Annotated in this window: 16 protein-coding genes; 3 read left to right on the top strand and 13 right to left on the bottom strand. The window is 59.7% G+C overall.

Features of this window, described 5'->3' with window-relative positions; genetic code table 11:
• Nucleotides 1–53: 53 nt before the first annotated feature.
• A complete protein-coding gene (locus tag BLJAPNOD_RS26415) occupies nt 54–275 on the bottom strand; it encodes a heavy-metal-associated domain-containing protein (protein ID WP_115422045.1) in 222 nt (73 codons plus the stop codon).
• A gap of 667 nt (nt 276–942) precedes the next feature.
• On the opposite strand from BLJAPNOD_RS26415, the gene BLJAPNOD_RS26405 reads away from it, so the two are divergent.
• From BLJAPNOD_RS26405 to BLJAPNOD_RS26395, 3 genes are read left to right on the top strand one after another with little or no spacing between them, the layout of a single operon-like run.
• Nucleotides 943–1347, top strand: coding sequence for a FixH family protein (locus BLJAPNOD_RS26405; protein ID WP_115422043.1), 405 nt, complete (start codon nt 943–945; stop codon nt 1345–1347).
• Nucleotides 1344–2765 carry an efflux RND transporter periplasmic adaptor subunit gene (locus BLJAPNOD_RS26400; protein ID WP_115422042.1) on the top strand — a complete coding sequence of 474 codons (1422 nt, stop codon included), beginning with the start codon at nt 1344–1346 and terminating at the stop codon, nt 2763–2765. The genes BLJAPNOD_RS26405 and BLJAPNOD_RS26400 overlap by 4 nt, the downstream gene beginning before the upstream one ends.
• Nucleotides 2762–5938: a CusA/CzcA family heavy metal efflux RND transporter gene (locus tag BLJAPNOD_RS26395; protein WP_115422041.1), complete on the top strand. Its 3177-nt coding sequence runs from the start codon at nt 2762–2764 to the stop codon at nt 5936–5938. Before BLJAPNOD_RS26400 ends, BLJAPNOD_RS26395 begins: the two co-directional genes overlap by 4 nt.
• Nucleotides 5939–6294: 356 nt before the next feature.
• Here the strand turns inward: BLJAPNOD_RS26395 and petA are convergent, their stop codons facing one another.
• The 12 genes from petA to BLJAPNOD_RS26330 all read right to left on the bottom strand — a co-directional run bounded on the left by petA (nt 6295) and on the right by BLJAPNOD_RS26330 (nt 14052).
• The gene (petA, locus tag BLJAPNOD_RS26385; protein WP_237244028.1) at nt 6295–6852 is read right to left on the bottom strand and encodes a ubiquinol-cytochrome c reductase iron-sulfur subunit; all 558 of its coding nucleotides are present in this window, start codon (nt 6850–6852) and stop codon (nt 6295–6297) included.
• A 92-nt stretch (nt 6853–6944) separates the two neighbouring features.
• Nucleotides 6945–7529, bottom strand: coding sequence for an isoprenylcysteine carboxylmethyltransferase family protein (locus BLJAPNOD_RS26380; RefSeq protein WP_115422039.1), 585 nt, complete (start codon nt 7527–7529; stop codon nt 6945–6947).
• A gap of 48 nt (nt 7530–7577) precedes the next feature.
• Complete coding sequence (locus BLJAPNOD_RS26375) at nt 7578–8168, bottom strand: hypothetical protein (RefSeq protein WP_199566039.1); 591 nt, start codon at nt 8166–8168, stop codon at nt 7578–7580.
• Nucleotides 8169–8181: 13 nt separating this feature from the next.
• Entirely contained in the window at nt 8182–8925 is a 744-nt protein-coding gene (locus BLJAPNOD_RS26370) for a cytochrome c biogenesis protein CcdA (RefSeq protein WP_115422037.1), read from the bottom strand.
• A 1-nt stretch (nt 8926) separates the two neighbouring features.
• Nucleotides 8927–9700, bottom strand: coding sequence for a DsbA family protein (locus BLJAPNOD_RS26365; RefSeq protein ID WP_115422036.1), 774 nt, complete (start codon nt 9698–9700; stop codon nt 8927–8929).
• The gene (locus tag BLJAPNOD_RS26360) at nt 9693–10013 is read right to left on the bottom strand and encodes a hypothetical protein (RefSeq protein ID WP_115422035.1); all 321 of its coding nucleotides are present in this window, start codon (nt 10011–10013) and stop codon (nt 9693–9695) included. The genes BLJAPNOD_RS26365 and BLJAPNOD_RS26360 overlap by 8 nt, the downstream gene beginning before the upstream one ends.
• A gap of 12 nt (nt 10014–10025) precedes the next feature.
• A complete protein-coding gene (locus tag BLJAPNOD_RS26355; RefSeq protein ID WP_158556180.1) occupies nt 10026–10901 on the bottom strand; it encodes an exo-alpha-sialidase in 876 nt (291 codons plus the stop codon).
• 10 nt (nt 10902–10911) lie between these two features.
• Nucleotides 10912–11640 carry an SCO family protein gene (locus BLJAPNOD_RS26350; RefSeq protein WP_115422033.1) on the bottom strand — a complete coding sequence of 243 codons (729 nt, stop codon included), beginning with the start codon at nt 11638–11640 and terminating at the stop codon, nt 10912–10914.
• A gap of 70 nt (nt 11641–11710) precedes the next feature.
• Entirely contained in the window at nt 11711–11989 is a 279-nt protein-coding gene (locus tag BLJAPNOD_RS26345; protein ID WP_115422032.1) for a hypothetical protein, read from the bottom strand.
• Complete coding sequence (locus tag BLJAPNOD_RS26340) at nt 11986–12474, bottom strand: hypothetical protein (RefSeq protein WP_147294590.1); 489 nt, start codon at nt 12472–12474, stop codon at nt 11986–11988. Before BLJAPNOD_RS26340 ends, BLJAPNOD_RS26345 begins: the two co-directional genes overlap by 4 nt.
• Before the next feature lie 50 nt (nt 12475–12524).
• Nucleotides 12525–13115, bottom strand: a complete 591-nt coding sequence (locus BLJAPNOD_RS26335) for a DUF1573 domain-containing protein (protein ID WP_158556179.1) — start codon at nt 13113–13115, stop codon at nt 12525–12527.
• On the bottom strand, nt 13102–14052 hold the full coding sequence (locus BLJAPNOD_RS26330; protein WP_115422029.1) for a hypothetical protein: 951 nt from the start codon (nt 14050–14052) through the stop codon (nt 13102–13104). Before BLJAPNOD_RS26330 ends, BLJAPNOD_RS26335 begins: the two co-directional genes overlap by 14 nt.
• Between the last annotated feature and the right edge of the window lie 25 nt (nt 14053–14077).

Genomic DNA, 14077 nt, shown 5'->3' with positions numbered 1-14077 from the left:
TGGAAAAATCGCACGCCGTCGAGACGGCCGTGATTGAGAAGTGGCGTTGAGTCTCAAGCAACGTGGCTGCAGCAGGATTTCTTGAATGATGCCTGATATCCAGCGTTCTCAATCGAAGCGATAAACGCGTCCGAAGCGACTGCCGACTCGATGGATGCAGTCTTCGAGTCGAGATCGACGGCAACCACTGCGCTCGGATCAACCGCCTTGACAGCCTTTTCGACTGCGTTGACGCAATGTCCGCAGGTCATGTCGGGTATGATGAGATGATACATTGAAAAGTCTCCTAGTTACTCCAGCTAACAGAATGTGGGGCTTCCAACGGTGGGAAGGTCAATAGGCGCTTCTGTCCATTCGCCTTCAAATACTCGCAATTTTAAGTCGGTAAGTGCTGGGCAGGCACCGAGGACCGAGTGCCTAAAATCTTCGTGAGCCACTTTCCAAGGCAGCTCGCGGCATGCAAAGCTAGGAACATGATAGTCGTGGCCGCCATTCGGCGTATCCTATATCTGATTGCGTTGCTCGGGATCGTATTTGGTCCAGTGAGCATAAGCACGGCTGCCAGCGCGATGGCGCTTTCCTCTGACATGCAGATGAAAGCAACGTCTGGCATGGACGACATGTCTTGCTGCCCAGAGGAACTGCCTTCGCAAAACAGCGACTGTGGCAAGGCCTGCCCTCTCGTGCTTGTATGCTCGTCCATCATTTTGGTCCATCAGAACACTGCCGAAGGCTGGAGCGTCGCTCTCAATCCGCGCAGCCTTCCGCTTGGAACTTTTGAGGAAAGCAACATAGCTTCGGCTGTCATTGAGCCGCCCGCACGGCCGCCAAAAGCCTGATCTCTCGCTCTGCACAGTTGGATGCCTCCTTCTCGTAAGGTGCGTCCGATCATTGTTATAATTCCGGGACGCGCCTCGAAGCGCCCGCCCGCGTGAGATCATTATGAAGACAATCTTTCTCTCTCCGAGGAAAATCCTCGGTGCGCTGGTCATCGTTTTGGCCGCAACAAGCACATCCCTCGCGTCTGCTGCCGATTATGAGTTCCAGCTGGTGGAGCCGGAGGTGGCGCAAGGCCCGGACGCAATGGTGGCCATCCGCCTCGTTGATAAGCGAACAGGCAAGCCGGTTGCGGACGCAGTGATCTTCACGACCCGAATGGACATGGCTCCGGAAGGAATGGAGACGATGACAACCTCGGTTGAGGCGATGGCTTCTCCGGAACCCGGGGTTTACAGGTTCAAGACGAACCTGAGCATGGAAGGTGGCTGGCGGTTCAAGCTGGCCGCCAAGGTCCAAGGTGAACCCGATACGGTCCAGGGTGAACTGGTTCTGCAGGCAAAGCCGTGAAGATTTACAAGTTGGCACTCCTGGCTGGCTCCCTCGCTATTGCTGGCGGGGGAGGGTACGTGGCTGGCACGCGTGGCCTAGGCCCCGAACTCAACGCACTTCTCTCCGAGCCAGCGCTCGGGGAGACGATGACCCCTGAAACTGCGCCGAACGGCGCGGTCATTTATTATCAGCACCCAGATGGAACACCGGAATACTCTGCCCGGCCCAAATCAACAACGGACGGACGGTCGTTCCGTGCCGTCCTGCAAAGCGAAGACGTAAGCTTTGAGCCATTAAAACCGAGCGCAGAAAGGACCGCGTCGGCAGGTGAAGAACGCAAGGTCCTTTACTATCGTAACCCCATGGGTCTGCCCGACACGTCAAAAGTGCCGAAGAAGGATCCCATGGGAATGGACTACATCCCGGTCTATGAGGGGGATGACGCAGGCGGTTCGGCAATCAAGATATCCCTCGGCAAGCTTCAGCGGACGGGTGTCAAGACAGCGACGGCAGAACGCGCTGTCGTTGGCCGCAAGACGCGGGTGCCCGGCACAATAGCATTGGACGAGCGCCTGATACGGATTGTCTCCATGCGCGTGGACTCATTCGTCGACGAGGTTGCCGACGTCACGACGGGGGACCGAATCGAGAAGGGTGACGACCTTTTCCATTTCTACTCGAAGGAGATTGCAAAGGCGGGAGCAGAATACGCCACCGAATTGCGAGGCGGCGGTAAGGCGAACCTCGAAGTCGGTGCCGCGCTCCAGCTTCGCAATCTTGGCGTCCCAGAAGAGGCAATCAGGGCGATAGCAAAAGATCGGTCTGTTCCGCGAAGCATTCCCTACCTCTCACCCAGCGACGGTGTCGTCCTCGAAAGGCGGGCGACAGCTGGAATGATGGCGGAGGCAGGTGATATTCTCTTCCGCATCGCGGACACCTCGAAGGTCTGGGTGATCGCCGACGTGCCCGAATACGATGCAGCTTCCATCAAACAAGGCGCACCAGCGACAATCAGCGTGCGGAACCTGTCCGGCAGAACCTTCACGGGTACCGTTGATCTGATCTATCCCGAGCTTCAAGCGCAAACGCGCACCACGAGGATGCGGATAGAACTTCCCAATTCGGAAGGCCTCCTCCTGGCGAATATGTATGCCGAAGTCGAGATTGATTCGGGAGTATCGGCACCTGTTGTAGCGGTGCCCAATAGCGCCGTCATAGATACCGGCGACCGGCAACTGGTGTTCGTTGATAAAGGTGATGGACGGTTTGAACGCCGGGATGTGATTTTGGGCATTCGCGGCAAAGACAAGACGGAAATCACCAAAGGGATTGCCGTGGGTGACAAGATCGTTGTTTCGGCGAACTTCTTGTTTGATGCGGAAAGCAATCTGAATGCCGCCCTGAGTTCGCTGAACGCCGACGAGGTTTCGCCATGATAGCGAGCGTCATCGCCTGGTCTGCCCGTAATCTTGTCCTGATCGTCGTTGGAGCCGCGCTTTCGATTGGAGCGGGTATCTATTCGCTTCGTACGCTTCCACTTGATGCGATCCCCGACCTCTCGGATGTACAGGTCATTGTCTTCACCGATTATCCCGGTCAGGCACCCCAAGTTGTCGAGGATCAGGTCACCTACCCATTGACGACGTCGATGCTGACCGTGCCGCGTTCAAAGGTCGTGCGCGGCTTCTCGTTTTTTGGTGTTTCATTCGTTTACGTGATCTTCGAGGATGGGACCGATCCCTATTGGGCTCGTAGCCGCGTGCTCGAGTACCTGAACGCCGCCTCAAGCCGTCTTCCAGACGGCGTGTCCCCGAGCCTCGGCCCCGACGCGACGGGCGTTGGCTGGGTCTATCAATATGCCGTGGTTGCCAAGGAACTATCGCTCGCCGAACTCCGCTCGCTTCAGGATTGGGTGGTCCGTTTTGCGGCCTCCAAGTCTGAAGGCGTGGCTGAGGTCGCGAGCGTTGGCGGCTTCGTCAAACAGTATTCTGTCGTGGTCGATCCAGCCCGATTGAAGGCCCAGAACGTAACGCTGAAACAGATCGCCGACGCGGTCCGTGCCAGCAATCGCGATGTCGGTGGTCGGACGGTAGAAATCTCTGAATTCGAGTTCATGGTTCGGGGTAAGGGTTACCTTCAGGGTATCCAGGATATTGAGAACATCGTTCTGATGACGGAAGGTGGGACACCGCTCCGTCTCGGTGATGTCGCACGGGTCGAAACAGTGCCTGACGAACGTCGCGGGATCACTGAGCTGAATGGTGACGGTGAGGTCGCCAGCGGCATCGTGCTGCAACGCTTCGGCGCAAACGCCCTGACTGTGATCGACAACGCCAAGCAAAGCCTGGCTGCGATCAAGGACAGCCTTCCAGCAGGGACAGAAATCGTTCCGGTATATGACCGATCCGAACTGATCAATGCTGCGATTGAAACGCTCAAGGGAACACTGATCGAGGAGTCCATCGTCGTCGCTCTGGTGACAATCGCCTTCCTCCTCCATGTCCGCAGCGCCCTAGTCGCCATCATCATGTTGCCAATCGGCATACTGATCGCCTTTACCGCAATGCGTGCATTAGGCATCGGAGCAAACATTATGAGCCTTGGCGGCATCGCCATTGCTATCGGTGCGATGATCGACGCCGCCATCGTCATGATCGAAAACGCTCACAAGCACCTGGAACGTGCTCCGCCTGACAAACCTCGAACCGAGGTCCTGATAAAGGCTGCGAGCGAGGTCGGGCCAGCTCTGTTTTTCAGCCTGTTGATCATCACTGTGTCGTTTCTGCCGATTTTTACATTGGAGTCACAGGAAGGCAGATTGTTCGGCCCACTCGCTTTCACCAAGACATTCGCCATGGCTGCGGCGGCACTGCTGTCGGTTACGCTTGTGCCAGCGCTGATGGTCGTGTTCGTCCGCGGCAAGATCGTCCCGGAGCACAAGAACCCACTCAACCGGTTTTTGATCTGGATTTACCGGCCAGTTATATCCGGGGTGCTTCGCGCAAAGACGCTGACCATTCTTCTGGCCGTGATCGCATTGGTGGTCACGGTCTGGCCCGCCCGTCAGATCGGCAGCGAGTTCATGCCGAACCTCAACGAAGGCACGCTGATGTATATGCCGACGACGCTTCCTGGGTTGTCGATCACCAAGGCGGCCGAGTTGATGCAGACACAGGACCGGATCATCAAATCCTTCCCGGAGGTCGAAACCGTCTTTGGGAAAGCAGGAAGGGCGTTGACCGCGACTGATCCGGCACCCACCGAGATGTTCGAGACGATCATCACCCTCAAGCCGAAGTCTGAGTGGCGACCGGGGGTGACCATCGACAGCTTGAAGCAGGAGATGGATTCCGCACTTCAGTTTCCAGGTGTTTCCAATGCCTGGACGATGCCGATCCGCGCCCGCATCGATATGTTGTCGACGGGCATCAGGACACCCGTGGGCGTCAAGGTCTACGGAACCGATCTCAAGGAAATGGAGCGGATCGCCCGCGATGTCGAAGCCGTCCTGAAGACGATCCCCGGCACATCGAGCGCCTATGCCGAGCGGGTGATCGGCGGATACTATCTCGACATCGTTCCGGACCGCATCGCGCTCGGGCGTTACGGCCTGAGCATCGACGACGTCCAGGAGGTCATCGGCACGGCGCTCGGTTCGGAGGTGGTGACATCAACGGTCGAAGGCCGCGAACGCTACGGGGTGGCGGTGCGTTATCCGCGCGCGTTGCGAAGCGATCCGCAGTCGATCGCCCGCGACGTCCAAGTGGCGCTGCCGGGCGGTGGAACAGTCCCTCTCGGCGAGGTCGCCGAGGTGAAGCTGACGCGGGGTGCGACAACGATCCGAACGGAAAACGGTCAGCTTGCCGTCTACATTTTCGTTGATATCACCGGGCGTGATCTCGGCGGCTATGTCGCCGAGGCACGGGAGGCGGTGGCGAAGAGCGTCGAGATGCCTGCCGGCTATTCCGTGGCATGGAGCGGCCAGTTCGAGTATCTCGAGCGGGCGAAGGCGCGGCTGGCGATCGTCGTGCCCCTGACATTGGCATTGATCTTCCTGCTGCTCTACCTGAACTTCAGGAGGCTCACGGAAACGCTGATCGTCATGTTGTCGCTGCCGTTCGCGCTCGTCGGCGGCATCTGGCTGATGTGGTGGCTCGGCTTCAACGCCTCCGTGGCGGTCGTCGTCGGCTTCATCGCCCTTGCCGGCGTCGCCGCCGAGACCGGCGTGATCATGCTGATCTATCTCGACCAAGCGCTGGCCGAAGAATGGCGAGAGGCCATGCAAGCGGATCGTTTGATGACCCGCGCCGACCTGAATCGGGCGATCATGGTCGGGGCGGTCGAACGGGTGCGTCCGAAGATGATGACCGTTGTCGCGATCATGGCCGGGCTCGTGCCGATCCTCTGGAGCACGGGAGCCGGTTCCGAGATCATGCAGCGCATCGCCGTGCCGATGATCGGCGGTATGGTGTCATCGACGATCCTGACGCTGGTGGTCATTCCGGCAGTCTATGGCATCGTCAAAGGTTGGCGACTGCCGAAGCGGCAAGATGTTTCGGCACAGCCTGTCGATCGCGTGACAGTGCTGACGAGGCAGGCTGCGAAGTAACCAGCAGAGCCCCGTGTTGCATGGCAGCACGGGGCTCTGCATTGACGGCGGGTCCACGCTCAACGCGGTGACCGACCATGAAAAGTCATCGATCCAGAGCGACGAAAAGGTATGCTTCCGGCAAGGGATCCCCGATGCCTTCCACAGTTCCACTGACGCTCATTTCGTCTGCCGCCTCAAGGGCGCGCAGGAGATGTTCGGCGATGTCCAGTCTACGTTGTCGGCATGCCCGCTTGAACAGGATAAGGATATCTCGCTCCAGTCTGTCGCTTTGCACACTCATAGTGAACGCCTCCTTCACTTACACGATGCTACGGCTTGCCACGATGGGAAGGTCAAGCAAAGAAGCTGCGCATTCACCCAATTCTCAGCTTCTGTTCGCCCACGAATGCATAGGGCGGGACCTCAAGGTTACGAGGTGCTGGCCCCTTCCGAACCCTTCCTGAACTGTCATAGATGGACCCGTGGCACGGGCAGAACCAACCGCCGTAAGGGCCACGGGGGTCGCCATCCTGCTGGCCGAGGGGTATGCAGCCGAGATGGGTGCAGACCCCGACAAGGATCAGCCACTCGGGCCGCTGGACCTGCGTACTATCGGAAGCCGGATCGATCAGAGCCGGGCTGGCATCGTCAGCCTGGGCCTGTTTGACCATCTCGTCGGTGCGATGAACGATGAACAAGGGTTTGCCGCGCCATTTGACCGTGACGCGCTGCCCGGGCTCGATCAGCGATATGTCGATCTCGACAGATGCCATGGCCGTGACATCGGCTGATGGCTGCATGCTGTCGATGAAGGGCCAGAGTGCAGCCGCCGCGCCGACCGTGGCCGCCATGCCCGTGGCGATATAAAGAAAATCGCGCCGCTCCGCAGACATCGGCGTGATAGGGTCGAAATGTTCCACCTTCATGCTCATGTCGGGCCTCCTTTCAGGCATGCCCTGTGCCGTGGCTCGGCGTAATGTTGTCGCGACATCCAGCGAAGCCGAGGTTGCGGGTCCGCGTTACACTATGCGCCTCCCGACAGCATGCGAGACAACCCACGCAAATGCGGGACGAGCATGGGCACCCGCCGCCGAAAGTCTTCGTACGTGTCTCCGAGACGCTTAACCAATCGTGCTTCCTCGTATCGGGCCAACCGCAAGAGCCAGACGATTACCGGCGCGAGCGCCAGCGTGAACACGGTCGGCCAGTGAACGAGCTGCCCAAAGACGGTCACAAAGATGCCGGCATATTGCAGGTGTCGGATGAGGCCGTGGGCGCCATCGGTCACCAGCGTGCCATCGCTGAAATAGATCTTCACCCAGCCCTTGATGATCAGGAGCAACCCGATCAGGACGAAGACGGAGCCGGTCATCATCTCGACGACCGCACCCGTGTGGCCGAAACCCAGCAAGGTCGCCCAAAGATGGCCGCTCGCATGCACGAGCGGTATGTCGGCGGGCAGGGCACTGGTCAGCAAGTAGATCGTCAGCGGAAAGCCATACATCCCGGCGTAAAGGGCAATGATGAAGCTGTGGAGGGCGCCGCCCAGTAAGATCAGCAGGATCCCGTAGGGCCATAGCCGGATCCACGGTTCGTACCCGTCTATCATCGCTCGTCTCGCCTCATCCTTCGTTCCCTTTGTCCGCGAAGGGAGATTTTAGTTTTGCGGATGGACGTGGTCTTCGCCGCCACCGCAGCCATCCGAAAGGTCCCAAACAGCCGCCACCTGCTCGCCCGTGTAGCCGTGCTCTTGGATCAGATATTTTGCCAGCCCGCCGTAGACCCGCCAGCGCCAGCACTGGCAGCAGCATGGCCCCTGTTCATCGGAATTCTTCATTGCATAGTCGTAGGCGACCTGCTCTTGCGCCGTGAGCTCGACCGAATAGCGCGCTATAAGCTGCCGCGCGATACCGGCCGGCAAGTCGTAAGGATCGGCCGGAATCATCGTGATGTCCTTGTACTTTCTCAGCCCCTTGACCTGCTCGATATAGCGATGCTCGTCCATCGGGCTGCAGCACGAGCCTTGCAGCTGCGCCATCGCGGGAAGCGTGGCGATCGATTCCATAAACGCGCGCGAGCAGTTGCTGTTGCCGCTTTTGCTCAGATACTCGAAGCGATGCTTGAGTGCTTCATCGCTAGCTTGTTCGGCGGCAAGGTTTCCTTCCGCGGGCAGTCCCGCTCCAAATCCAACTAGGGCGAAGATCAGCACTCCGTAGATTTTTCTTCTCGGTCGCAATTTTCGAGTCACCTGGATATCCTCCTCAGCCGATTTTTGTGAGAACGGGGAATTGCTCGAGCAGCCAGAACGAGAACATCGGCATGGTGCCGGTCATCATCGTCACGCCCATTCCCACCATGACCGCGCCCGCTGCAATCTGGAGCAGCCGTCCCGTGCGCTTCAGGCCCTTAAGCCGCCTTGCAAGTGTTTCGGTGAACAGGGCGGAGAGCAGGAAGGGCCCGCCAAGGCCGAACGAATAGATACTGAGAAGCGCGATCCCACTGGAGGCGGTCGAAGAAAACGCGCTGACGCTGAGAATCGCGCCGAGCACCGGGCCGATACAAGGGGTCCAACCGAAGCCGAAAGCCAGGCCAAGAACGAAAGCGCCGAGAGGGCGGCCACCGGGCAGGCTACCGTGAAAGCGGAACTCGCGTTGAAGCCACGGCAAACGGACGAGCCCGGTCATAACGACGCCGAAGACAATGATGATGGCTCCGCCAAGGATGTTCGTTTCGTAGCGGTATGATAGCAGGAGCCGGCTGATAACCGTGGCGCTGGCGCCCAGCGCCACGAAGACAACCGAAAAGCCGAGAACAAACCACGTGCTGAGAAGCAATGCGGAAAGCCGGGTACCGACAGACCGGTGTTGCCCGCCAACCGCGGTTGCGTTTCCAGCCACAAAGGAGATATAGCCCGGGACGAGCGGCAGGACGCAGGGCGAGAGGAAAGAAATAGCTCCCGCCGTAAGCGCCGTCAGAATGCCGATGTTGGAAATCTCAAACACCATATCAATCCTTGGGTTTCTCTCGAGCATTGACGATGAATTGCTGCAGTGTCGCGAGGTCGACGAGGCCGCGAACGATTTGATCGCCGACGACGAAGGTCGGCGTACCGGCGATGCGCAGATCGTTGGCGAGCGCGCGATTGCGCTCGATTCCGGCCGCAATGGCGGGATCCTGCATATCCTGCTGAAGCCGTTCGATATCGAGCCCGACTTCTTTTGCAACGATCAGGGTAGACTTTTCGCCGGCGGCACCGGAATGGGACATCAAGGCCTTATGAAAGACCTCGTATTTTCCCTGTTTGTGGGAAGCAAGCGCCGCCTTCGCGGCGAATTCAGATCCCGGCCCCAGGATCGGCCACTCCTTGAACACCAGCTTTAGACCGCTATCCCCTGTCATTGCTTGCTGGAGTATGGCCGCGGCCTTGCGGCAGTAGGGGCAATTGTAGTCGAAGAACTCGACTAGCGTCACGTCGCCTTGCGGATTGCCGCCGACCGGCGCGGTTGGATCGTTGAAGATCTCCTCGCGTCGTTCGACGATGATCGCCTCGAATTCATTGGTCGCCGCTGCCTGGCGGCGTTCTTCCAGTCGCTGAAGGGCTTCGGCGACGATTTCCGGTTTCTGCAGCAGATATTGCCGCGCCTGCGCTTCGAAATTGGGCGGCGCCGGCCTCTCGGCGCCAAGCAGGCCGGCGGCAAAGAGTAGCGCCAGGCCAGAGAAGAGCACGGCAATTCCTGAGAGGATAATAGCGGCGGCAACGCCCTTGTTCACCTTAGACATGATCCTGCCTCCGAAGTGGAATAATTTGCGCGCCGACCGCGCCTGACCTCAGGTTGTGCCGGATTGGCCGGTACGCCCACCAGAAACCGAGAAGCGGGACGATGATCCACTGCGCCAGCGGGGAAGGGCCTGCATTGATGATGGGGATAACCGGCATCACGTCCTTCGCTTCGCCGGGCATCAAAGCAAAACTCACGCCGACCATGGTGGTGGCGAGAAGAACCTGCGATGCGGCCGTCCACCGTTTACCACGGGCGCTTGCATTGCGGTTGCCGGCCCCTTGGTTTTCGATAGGCTCTCCTGTGAACACCATTGCATAGCCTCCTTACGAGCCAATGGGCACCCAGTTGCGACCGCCGTCGGTGCTGACCAGGATTTTACTCTTGTCCGTCACCGCGAACAGACGCTTCGGGTCGTTGGGATCGATCGCGAGGTGGAGAAGGATTTGGTCTCCGAATTTGTCGGAGACCGGTTCCCAGGCGAGCGCCATCGCGGGCGCTTTAACCAGCCCCGAGCCCAGAACAAAGGCGTAAACGGCGCCGTCCGGCCCCGCCTTGACCATGGAGGCGGGTTGGCCCTCAAATCCGGCGGTCGCCCAGCTACTGCCGCCGTCACGGCTGATCATCAGTCCGTTCCGGGTGGCGGCATAGACAATGTCCGGATTGACCGACGACGCCGCGAGATCGAAGACGTCAGCCGGCGGCGAGCCGCCGGCCTTCCAGCTCTTGCCACCGTCCCGACTGACCTGGAGGTTGCCGTAAAGGCCGTAGATCACATTTGAATCGGCGCCGCTTATGTCCATTGCATGGAAGTCAACCGGCCCCTCAGCACCGTTTGCCAACTGCTGCCAACTGCGGCCGCGATCGCGAGAGATGATCACACCCATATTGCCGCCCTCTTCGGGGTGGCCACTGCCCAGGAAGACGCCCGCCTCCGATGGGTGGGGTGTGAAGCCCATATAGTCGTTGCGGTTGTCCGATATCCGTTCCGCAGTTCCCTCGGTCGAGGTGTGCCAGACGCCGTAATGGGTGGCGAGATAAAGTCGCGACGGGTCCGCCGGATCGACGGCAATTCCGTGAATGTGTGAAACCTCCGAAAGAGGCAAGCGTTCGCCGGCTTGGCTCTGCCGCCAGGCAGCATCCACGATAACAACTGCTGCCAGCGCCCCGGCAAGGGTCAATGCGTTAACGAGAAGCTTCATGATGAATTCCTCAATTGATCGTATCTTTTGTTGTTTCCGGGAGCAGCGCGCGGAAGCGCTCCCAGAGCGATGCAGGCCTGGGTTCCTGGTGGGGTACGGTTGCATTCGTTAGCGCGTTGATGAACACGACAAGATTCATCGGTTCAAAACCGAGACCGTGAAAATTCGCCACCCATCGGCCGTTCTGGTCGATGAGATGGGTGACGACGCTGTGGATCTGCAGTTCGTCTTCCGTAACGATGAACTTGTGGCCGAAGCTCTGCGCGAGCTTGCGGGTGGTATCGTCAGGTCTGTCCGGCCCGCTCGTCAGAAGAACCCAGTTCATTGCCGGATCGAGGCCGTGCGCCGGGCCATAATCTCTCAATACGTCCGGCGTATCGCGCTTGGGATCCGTGGTTATGGTGATGAACTGGACCCGGTCCTTCATCGGTGTCTGATTGACCATCTTCTGGATTGCTGCGATCCGCTCCGCGTGCAATGGGCAGACGTCCGGGCAGCCGGCGTAGATGAAGTGAAGGACCACGACCTTGCCGCGAAAATCCTCAAGCCGGGCCGGATTGCCGTCCGCATCCTGAAGCACGAAATTCGGCGCAGGGTCGTCCTTCACTTGAAAATACTTCTCCTTCTCGAAGAGCTCTTGCTGCACGTCCTTGAGCGAGTGTGCCGGGGCCGGCGAGGGAGCAACGACCACGGCAATGACGGCGACTGTCGCGGCACCCAGGCCTGTCGTAAATCTCATCAAGGTTCTCCTCGGCTCTCCAGATGAAAGGCAGGCCGGGATGAACGACCTGCCTCGCGACGGGGACTATTTAGCCCTTGTCCGGCTGCTTGCCGTCTTTGGGGGCGGTGTCCGTGGTCGGCATCATGGCCTGCATCATCTTGGTGCAGGCCCCCATCATGTCATTCATCTGAGTCATCATATTCATCATGGGCATCATCCCCGTGCCGCCGTCCTTCATCATGTCTTGCATGTTCTCGGACGCGGCTGGCGGCTTCGCGCCAGGCTCGTTCTGCGCAAGGGCGATCGGGGCAGCGGCGAGGGCCGCAAGCGTGAACATTGTAGCGATGGTTTTTGACGTTCTGTTCATTGGATCTTCTCCTTATCCAGACTGATTTCTTCGCCGGAAAGCCCAGCGTCCTCGGGCAAAGCTCCACGCTTGCCCTCAACGAGGTTGAATTTGGCTGGGGGGGTGGCAACGAGGGGAGCCGCCGGTTCCGTGCTCCTGTCCGCAGATCGACCGACGGTCATCGGAGCGCCCACCTTGTCGGCCGCCTGCGATTGCGAGCAGCAACCTGCTCCACTGCCGATTTTGTCAGAACCGACGTCACTCGCGTTTGCGTTGGAGCTGCCTTTCATTGCACACAGGCCGAGCGCGCACATGATGGCGCAAGGGGCCACGGCGACGAGAATCGGTGCCATGCCGACAGCCACCAGCCATGGCCACCCGAGCCAAAGACCAGGAATGGCGACGGCCGCCGTCCCGGCGACCAGGCCACGGCGACCGCGGAGCTGGTAACGCAGGTAGCGCCATATATCGGCGCTCAGCGATGTCTCAGATACGGAATTGCTCATCAGTAGTCCTTTCTTCTGTGTGATCGGCAGACGTGATCCTCGGTTGGTCATCAGCCCGACGTTGCTCCCTTCACCGTCGCATGGACGTCAAGCTCGACGACCGGCTTTTGCGGGTCGTTGGTGGCGAACTTGACGTTTCGCGCGACAGAGCCTTCCACGGGCATCAGCGAGGGCTTGTAGACGACGGTGACGGTCGCCTCCTCGCCGGGGTCAAGCACACCCTTCCAGGCATTCACGGCGGCATCGTTGTGCATCGCCATGTTGAATTCCGGACTATTTCCCCTTGGCAGGGCGATATCGGCAAAGGTGCACATGCAGGACGTGCGGACCTGGCTGATCTCGATCGGCTCAGTGCCGCTGTTCTTCAGCCGGAAACCCGCACGGCCCACTTCGTCGACCGCCAAGACGCCGAGCTCGGCCACCTCCCGATCGATGGCAAGGGTGGCTCCCTGGGTCACCTTCGCCGGCAGGATTTGACTGTAGTTCGCCCGCGGCACCGGCGGTGCAATCGCCGTATAGGCCGCGACCGCCGCCCCGCCTGCCATCGTCGCGATCAAAAGCAACCGCATCAACGTGGCCTTGCCGGCGGCGATTGTCCGTCGCCGCGATTTAGTCATACGCATCGATCTAGTGCTGTGCATTGTCATCTTCCGCTCTTGTCCAGCGTTCTCCGGCGTCAGCGCTGACGAGGACCGTGCCATCCGCGCCGACGGCATAGACATGGCCGGGATCGCCGGCGTCCAACGTCACGACGGCGTCCTCGATCAAGTCGGTGATCGGTCTCCAGCTTCGCGCGCCGTCCGTTGTCTTGAAGATGCCGTCGCGCAGGCCTGCATAAAGGGTCGTCGGGTTCGACGGATCGGCCGCCAGACTGTAGACCCGGCCTTCAGGCAGCCCTTCGTTTGCAAGCTTGTCCCAGCCGCAGAAGCAGTCCGGGCTCTTCATCACACCCATGTCCAACCCCGCGTAGAGCCAGATTCCGCCCATGCCGGTCGGGCTGTTGACCGAAACGAGGCTGCGGATTTCTTGGTTTTTCGGGCCGTCATCGACCCGCTGCCAGGAGCCTGCGGCATCCTTGCTGCGGTAGAGCCCCTTGCCGAGCACCCAGACGTAAAGCGTATTCGAGTCTCTGCCATCAACGGTGAGGCCCTCCGCGGAGAGCCCGTCAAGCCCCGAACTTGCGGAATTCCAGGTCTTGCCGCCATCAACGCTCTTAACCACGCCGATCCCGTGGCCAGTGGTGTAGATCACCTGCGGATCGGACGGACTGATGGCGATCGTCGTGATGTTGGCCCGTTCCTCGCTCTTCGGGATGCCGTCGATCGCTGTCCAGGATTTCCCGCCGTCCGTGCTGCGGTAGATCAGCCGGGCACCCAGGAAGATCTCCTTCGTCTGCGGGTTCACCGCGAGCGCACGAACGCGGCCACCAAATCGGCTCGGTGCCAGATCTTTGCTATGCTGGCTTGCTTGTACGGCCGGGAGCACAGGTGTTGCGCCTTGTTCGGCCATCGCGGACCCGGCAAAGACCATGACTGCGGCAATCGCCGGAAGTAACAGGTGTCTATTCGGTCTTTTCATGTTGGATTCCTGTTTACAAAGCGAG

Source organism: Ensifer sp. M14 (assembly GCF_003355565.1).
Lineage (GTDB): Bacteria > Pseudomonadota > Alphaproteobacteria > Rhizobiales > Rhizobiaceae > Ensifer.
This window is presented reverse-complemented; position numbering and strand designations above follow the sequence as displayed.

Bases quoted from the DNA above. Each gene is read 5' to 3' on its own strand.
- BLJAPNOD_RS26415 (WP_115422045.1), bottom strand. From the start codon at position 275: ATGTATCATCTCATCATACCCGACATGACCTGCGGACATTGCGTCAAC.
- BLJAPNOD_RS26405 (WP_115422043.1), top strand. From the start codon at position 943: ATGAAGACAATCTTTCTCTCTCCGAGGAAAATCCTCGGTGCGCTGGTC.
- BLJAPNOD_RS26395 (WP_115422041.1), top strand. From the start codon at position 2,762: ATGATAGCGAGCGTCATCGCCTGGTCTGCCCGTAATCTTGTCCTGATC.
- petA (WP_237244028.1), bottom strand. From the start codon at position 6,852: ATGAGCATGAAGGTGGAACATTTCGACCCTATCACGCCGATGTCTGCG.
- BLJAPNOD_RS26380 (WP_115422039.1), bottom strand. From the start codon at position 7,529: ATGATAGACGGGTACGAACCGTGGATCCGGCTATGGCCCTACGGGATC.
- BLJAPNOD_RS26370 (WP_115422037.1), bottom strand. From the start codon at position 8,925: ATGGTGTTTGAGATTTCCAACATCGGCATTCTGACGGCGCTTACGGCG.
- BLJAPNOD_RS26365 (WP_115422036.1), bottom strand. From the start codon at position 9,700: ATGTCTAAGGTGAACAAGGGCGTTGCCGCCGCTATTATCCTCTCAGGA.
- BLJAPNOD_RS26360 (WP_115422035.1), bottom strand. From the start codon at position 10,013: ATGGTGTTCACAGGAGAGCCTATCGAAAACCAAGGGGCCGGCAACCGC.
- BLJAPNOD_RS26355 (WP_158556180.1), bottom strand. From the start codon at position 10,901: ATGAAGCTTCTCGTTAACGCATTGACCCTTGCCGGGGCGCTGGCAGCA.
- BLJAPNOD_RS26350 (WP_115422033.1), bottom strand. From the start codon at position 11,640: ATGAGATTTACGACAGGCCTGGGTGCCGCGACAGTCGCCGTCATTGCC.
- BLJAPNOD_RS26345 (WP_115422032.1), bottom strand. From the start codon at position 11,989: ATGAACAGAACGTCAAAAACCATCGCTACAATGTTCACGCTTGCGGCC.
- BLJAPNOD_RS26340 (WP_147294590.1), bottom strand. From the start codon at position 12,474: ATGAGCAATTCCGTATCTGAGACATCGCTGAGCGCCGATATATGGCGC.
- BLJAPNOD_RS26335 (WP_158556179.1), bottom strand. From the start codon at position 13,115: ATGCACAGCACTAGATCGATGCGTATGACTAAATCGCGGCGACGGACA.
- BLJAPNOD_RS26330 (WP_115422029.1), bottom strand. From the start codon at position 14,052: ATGAAAAGACCGAATAGACACCTGTTACTTCCGGCGATTGCCGCAGTC.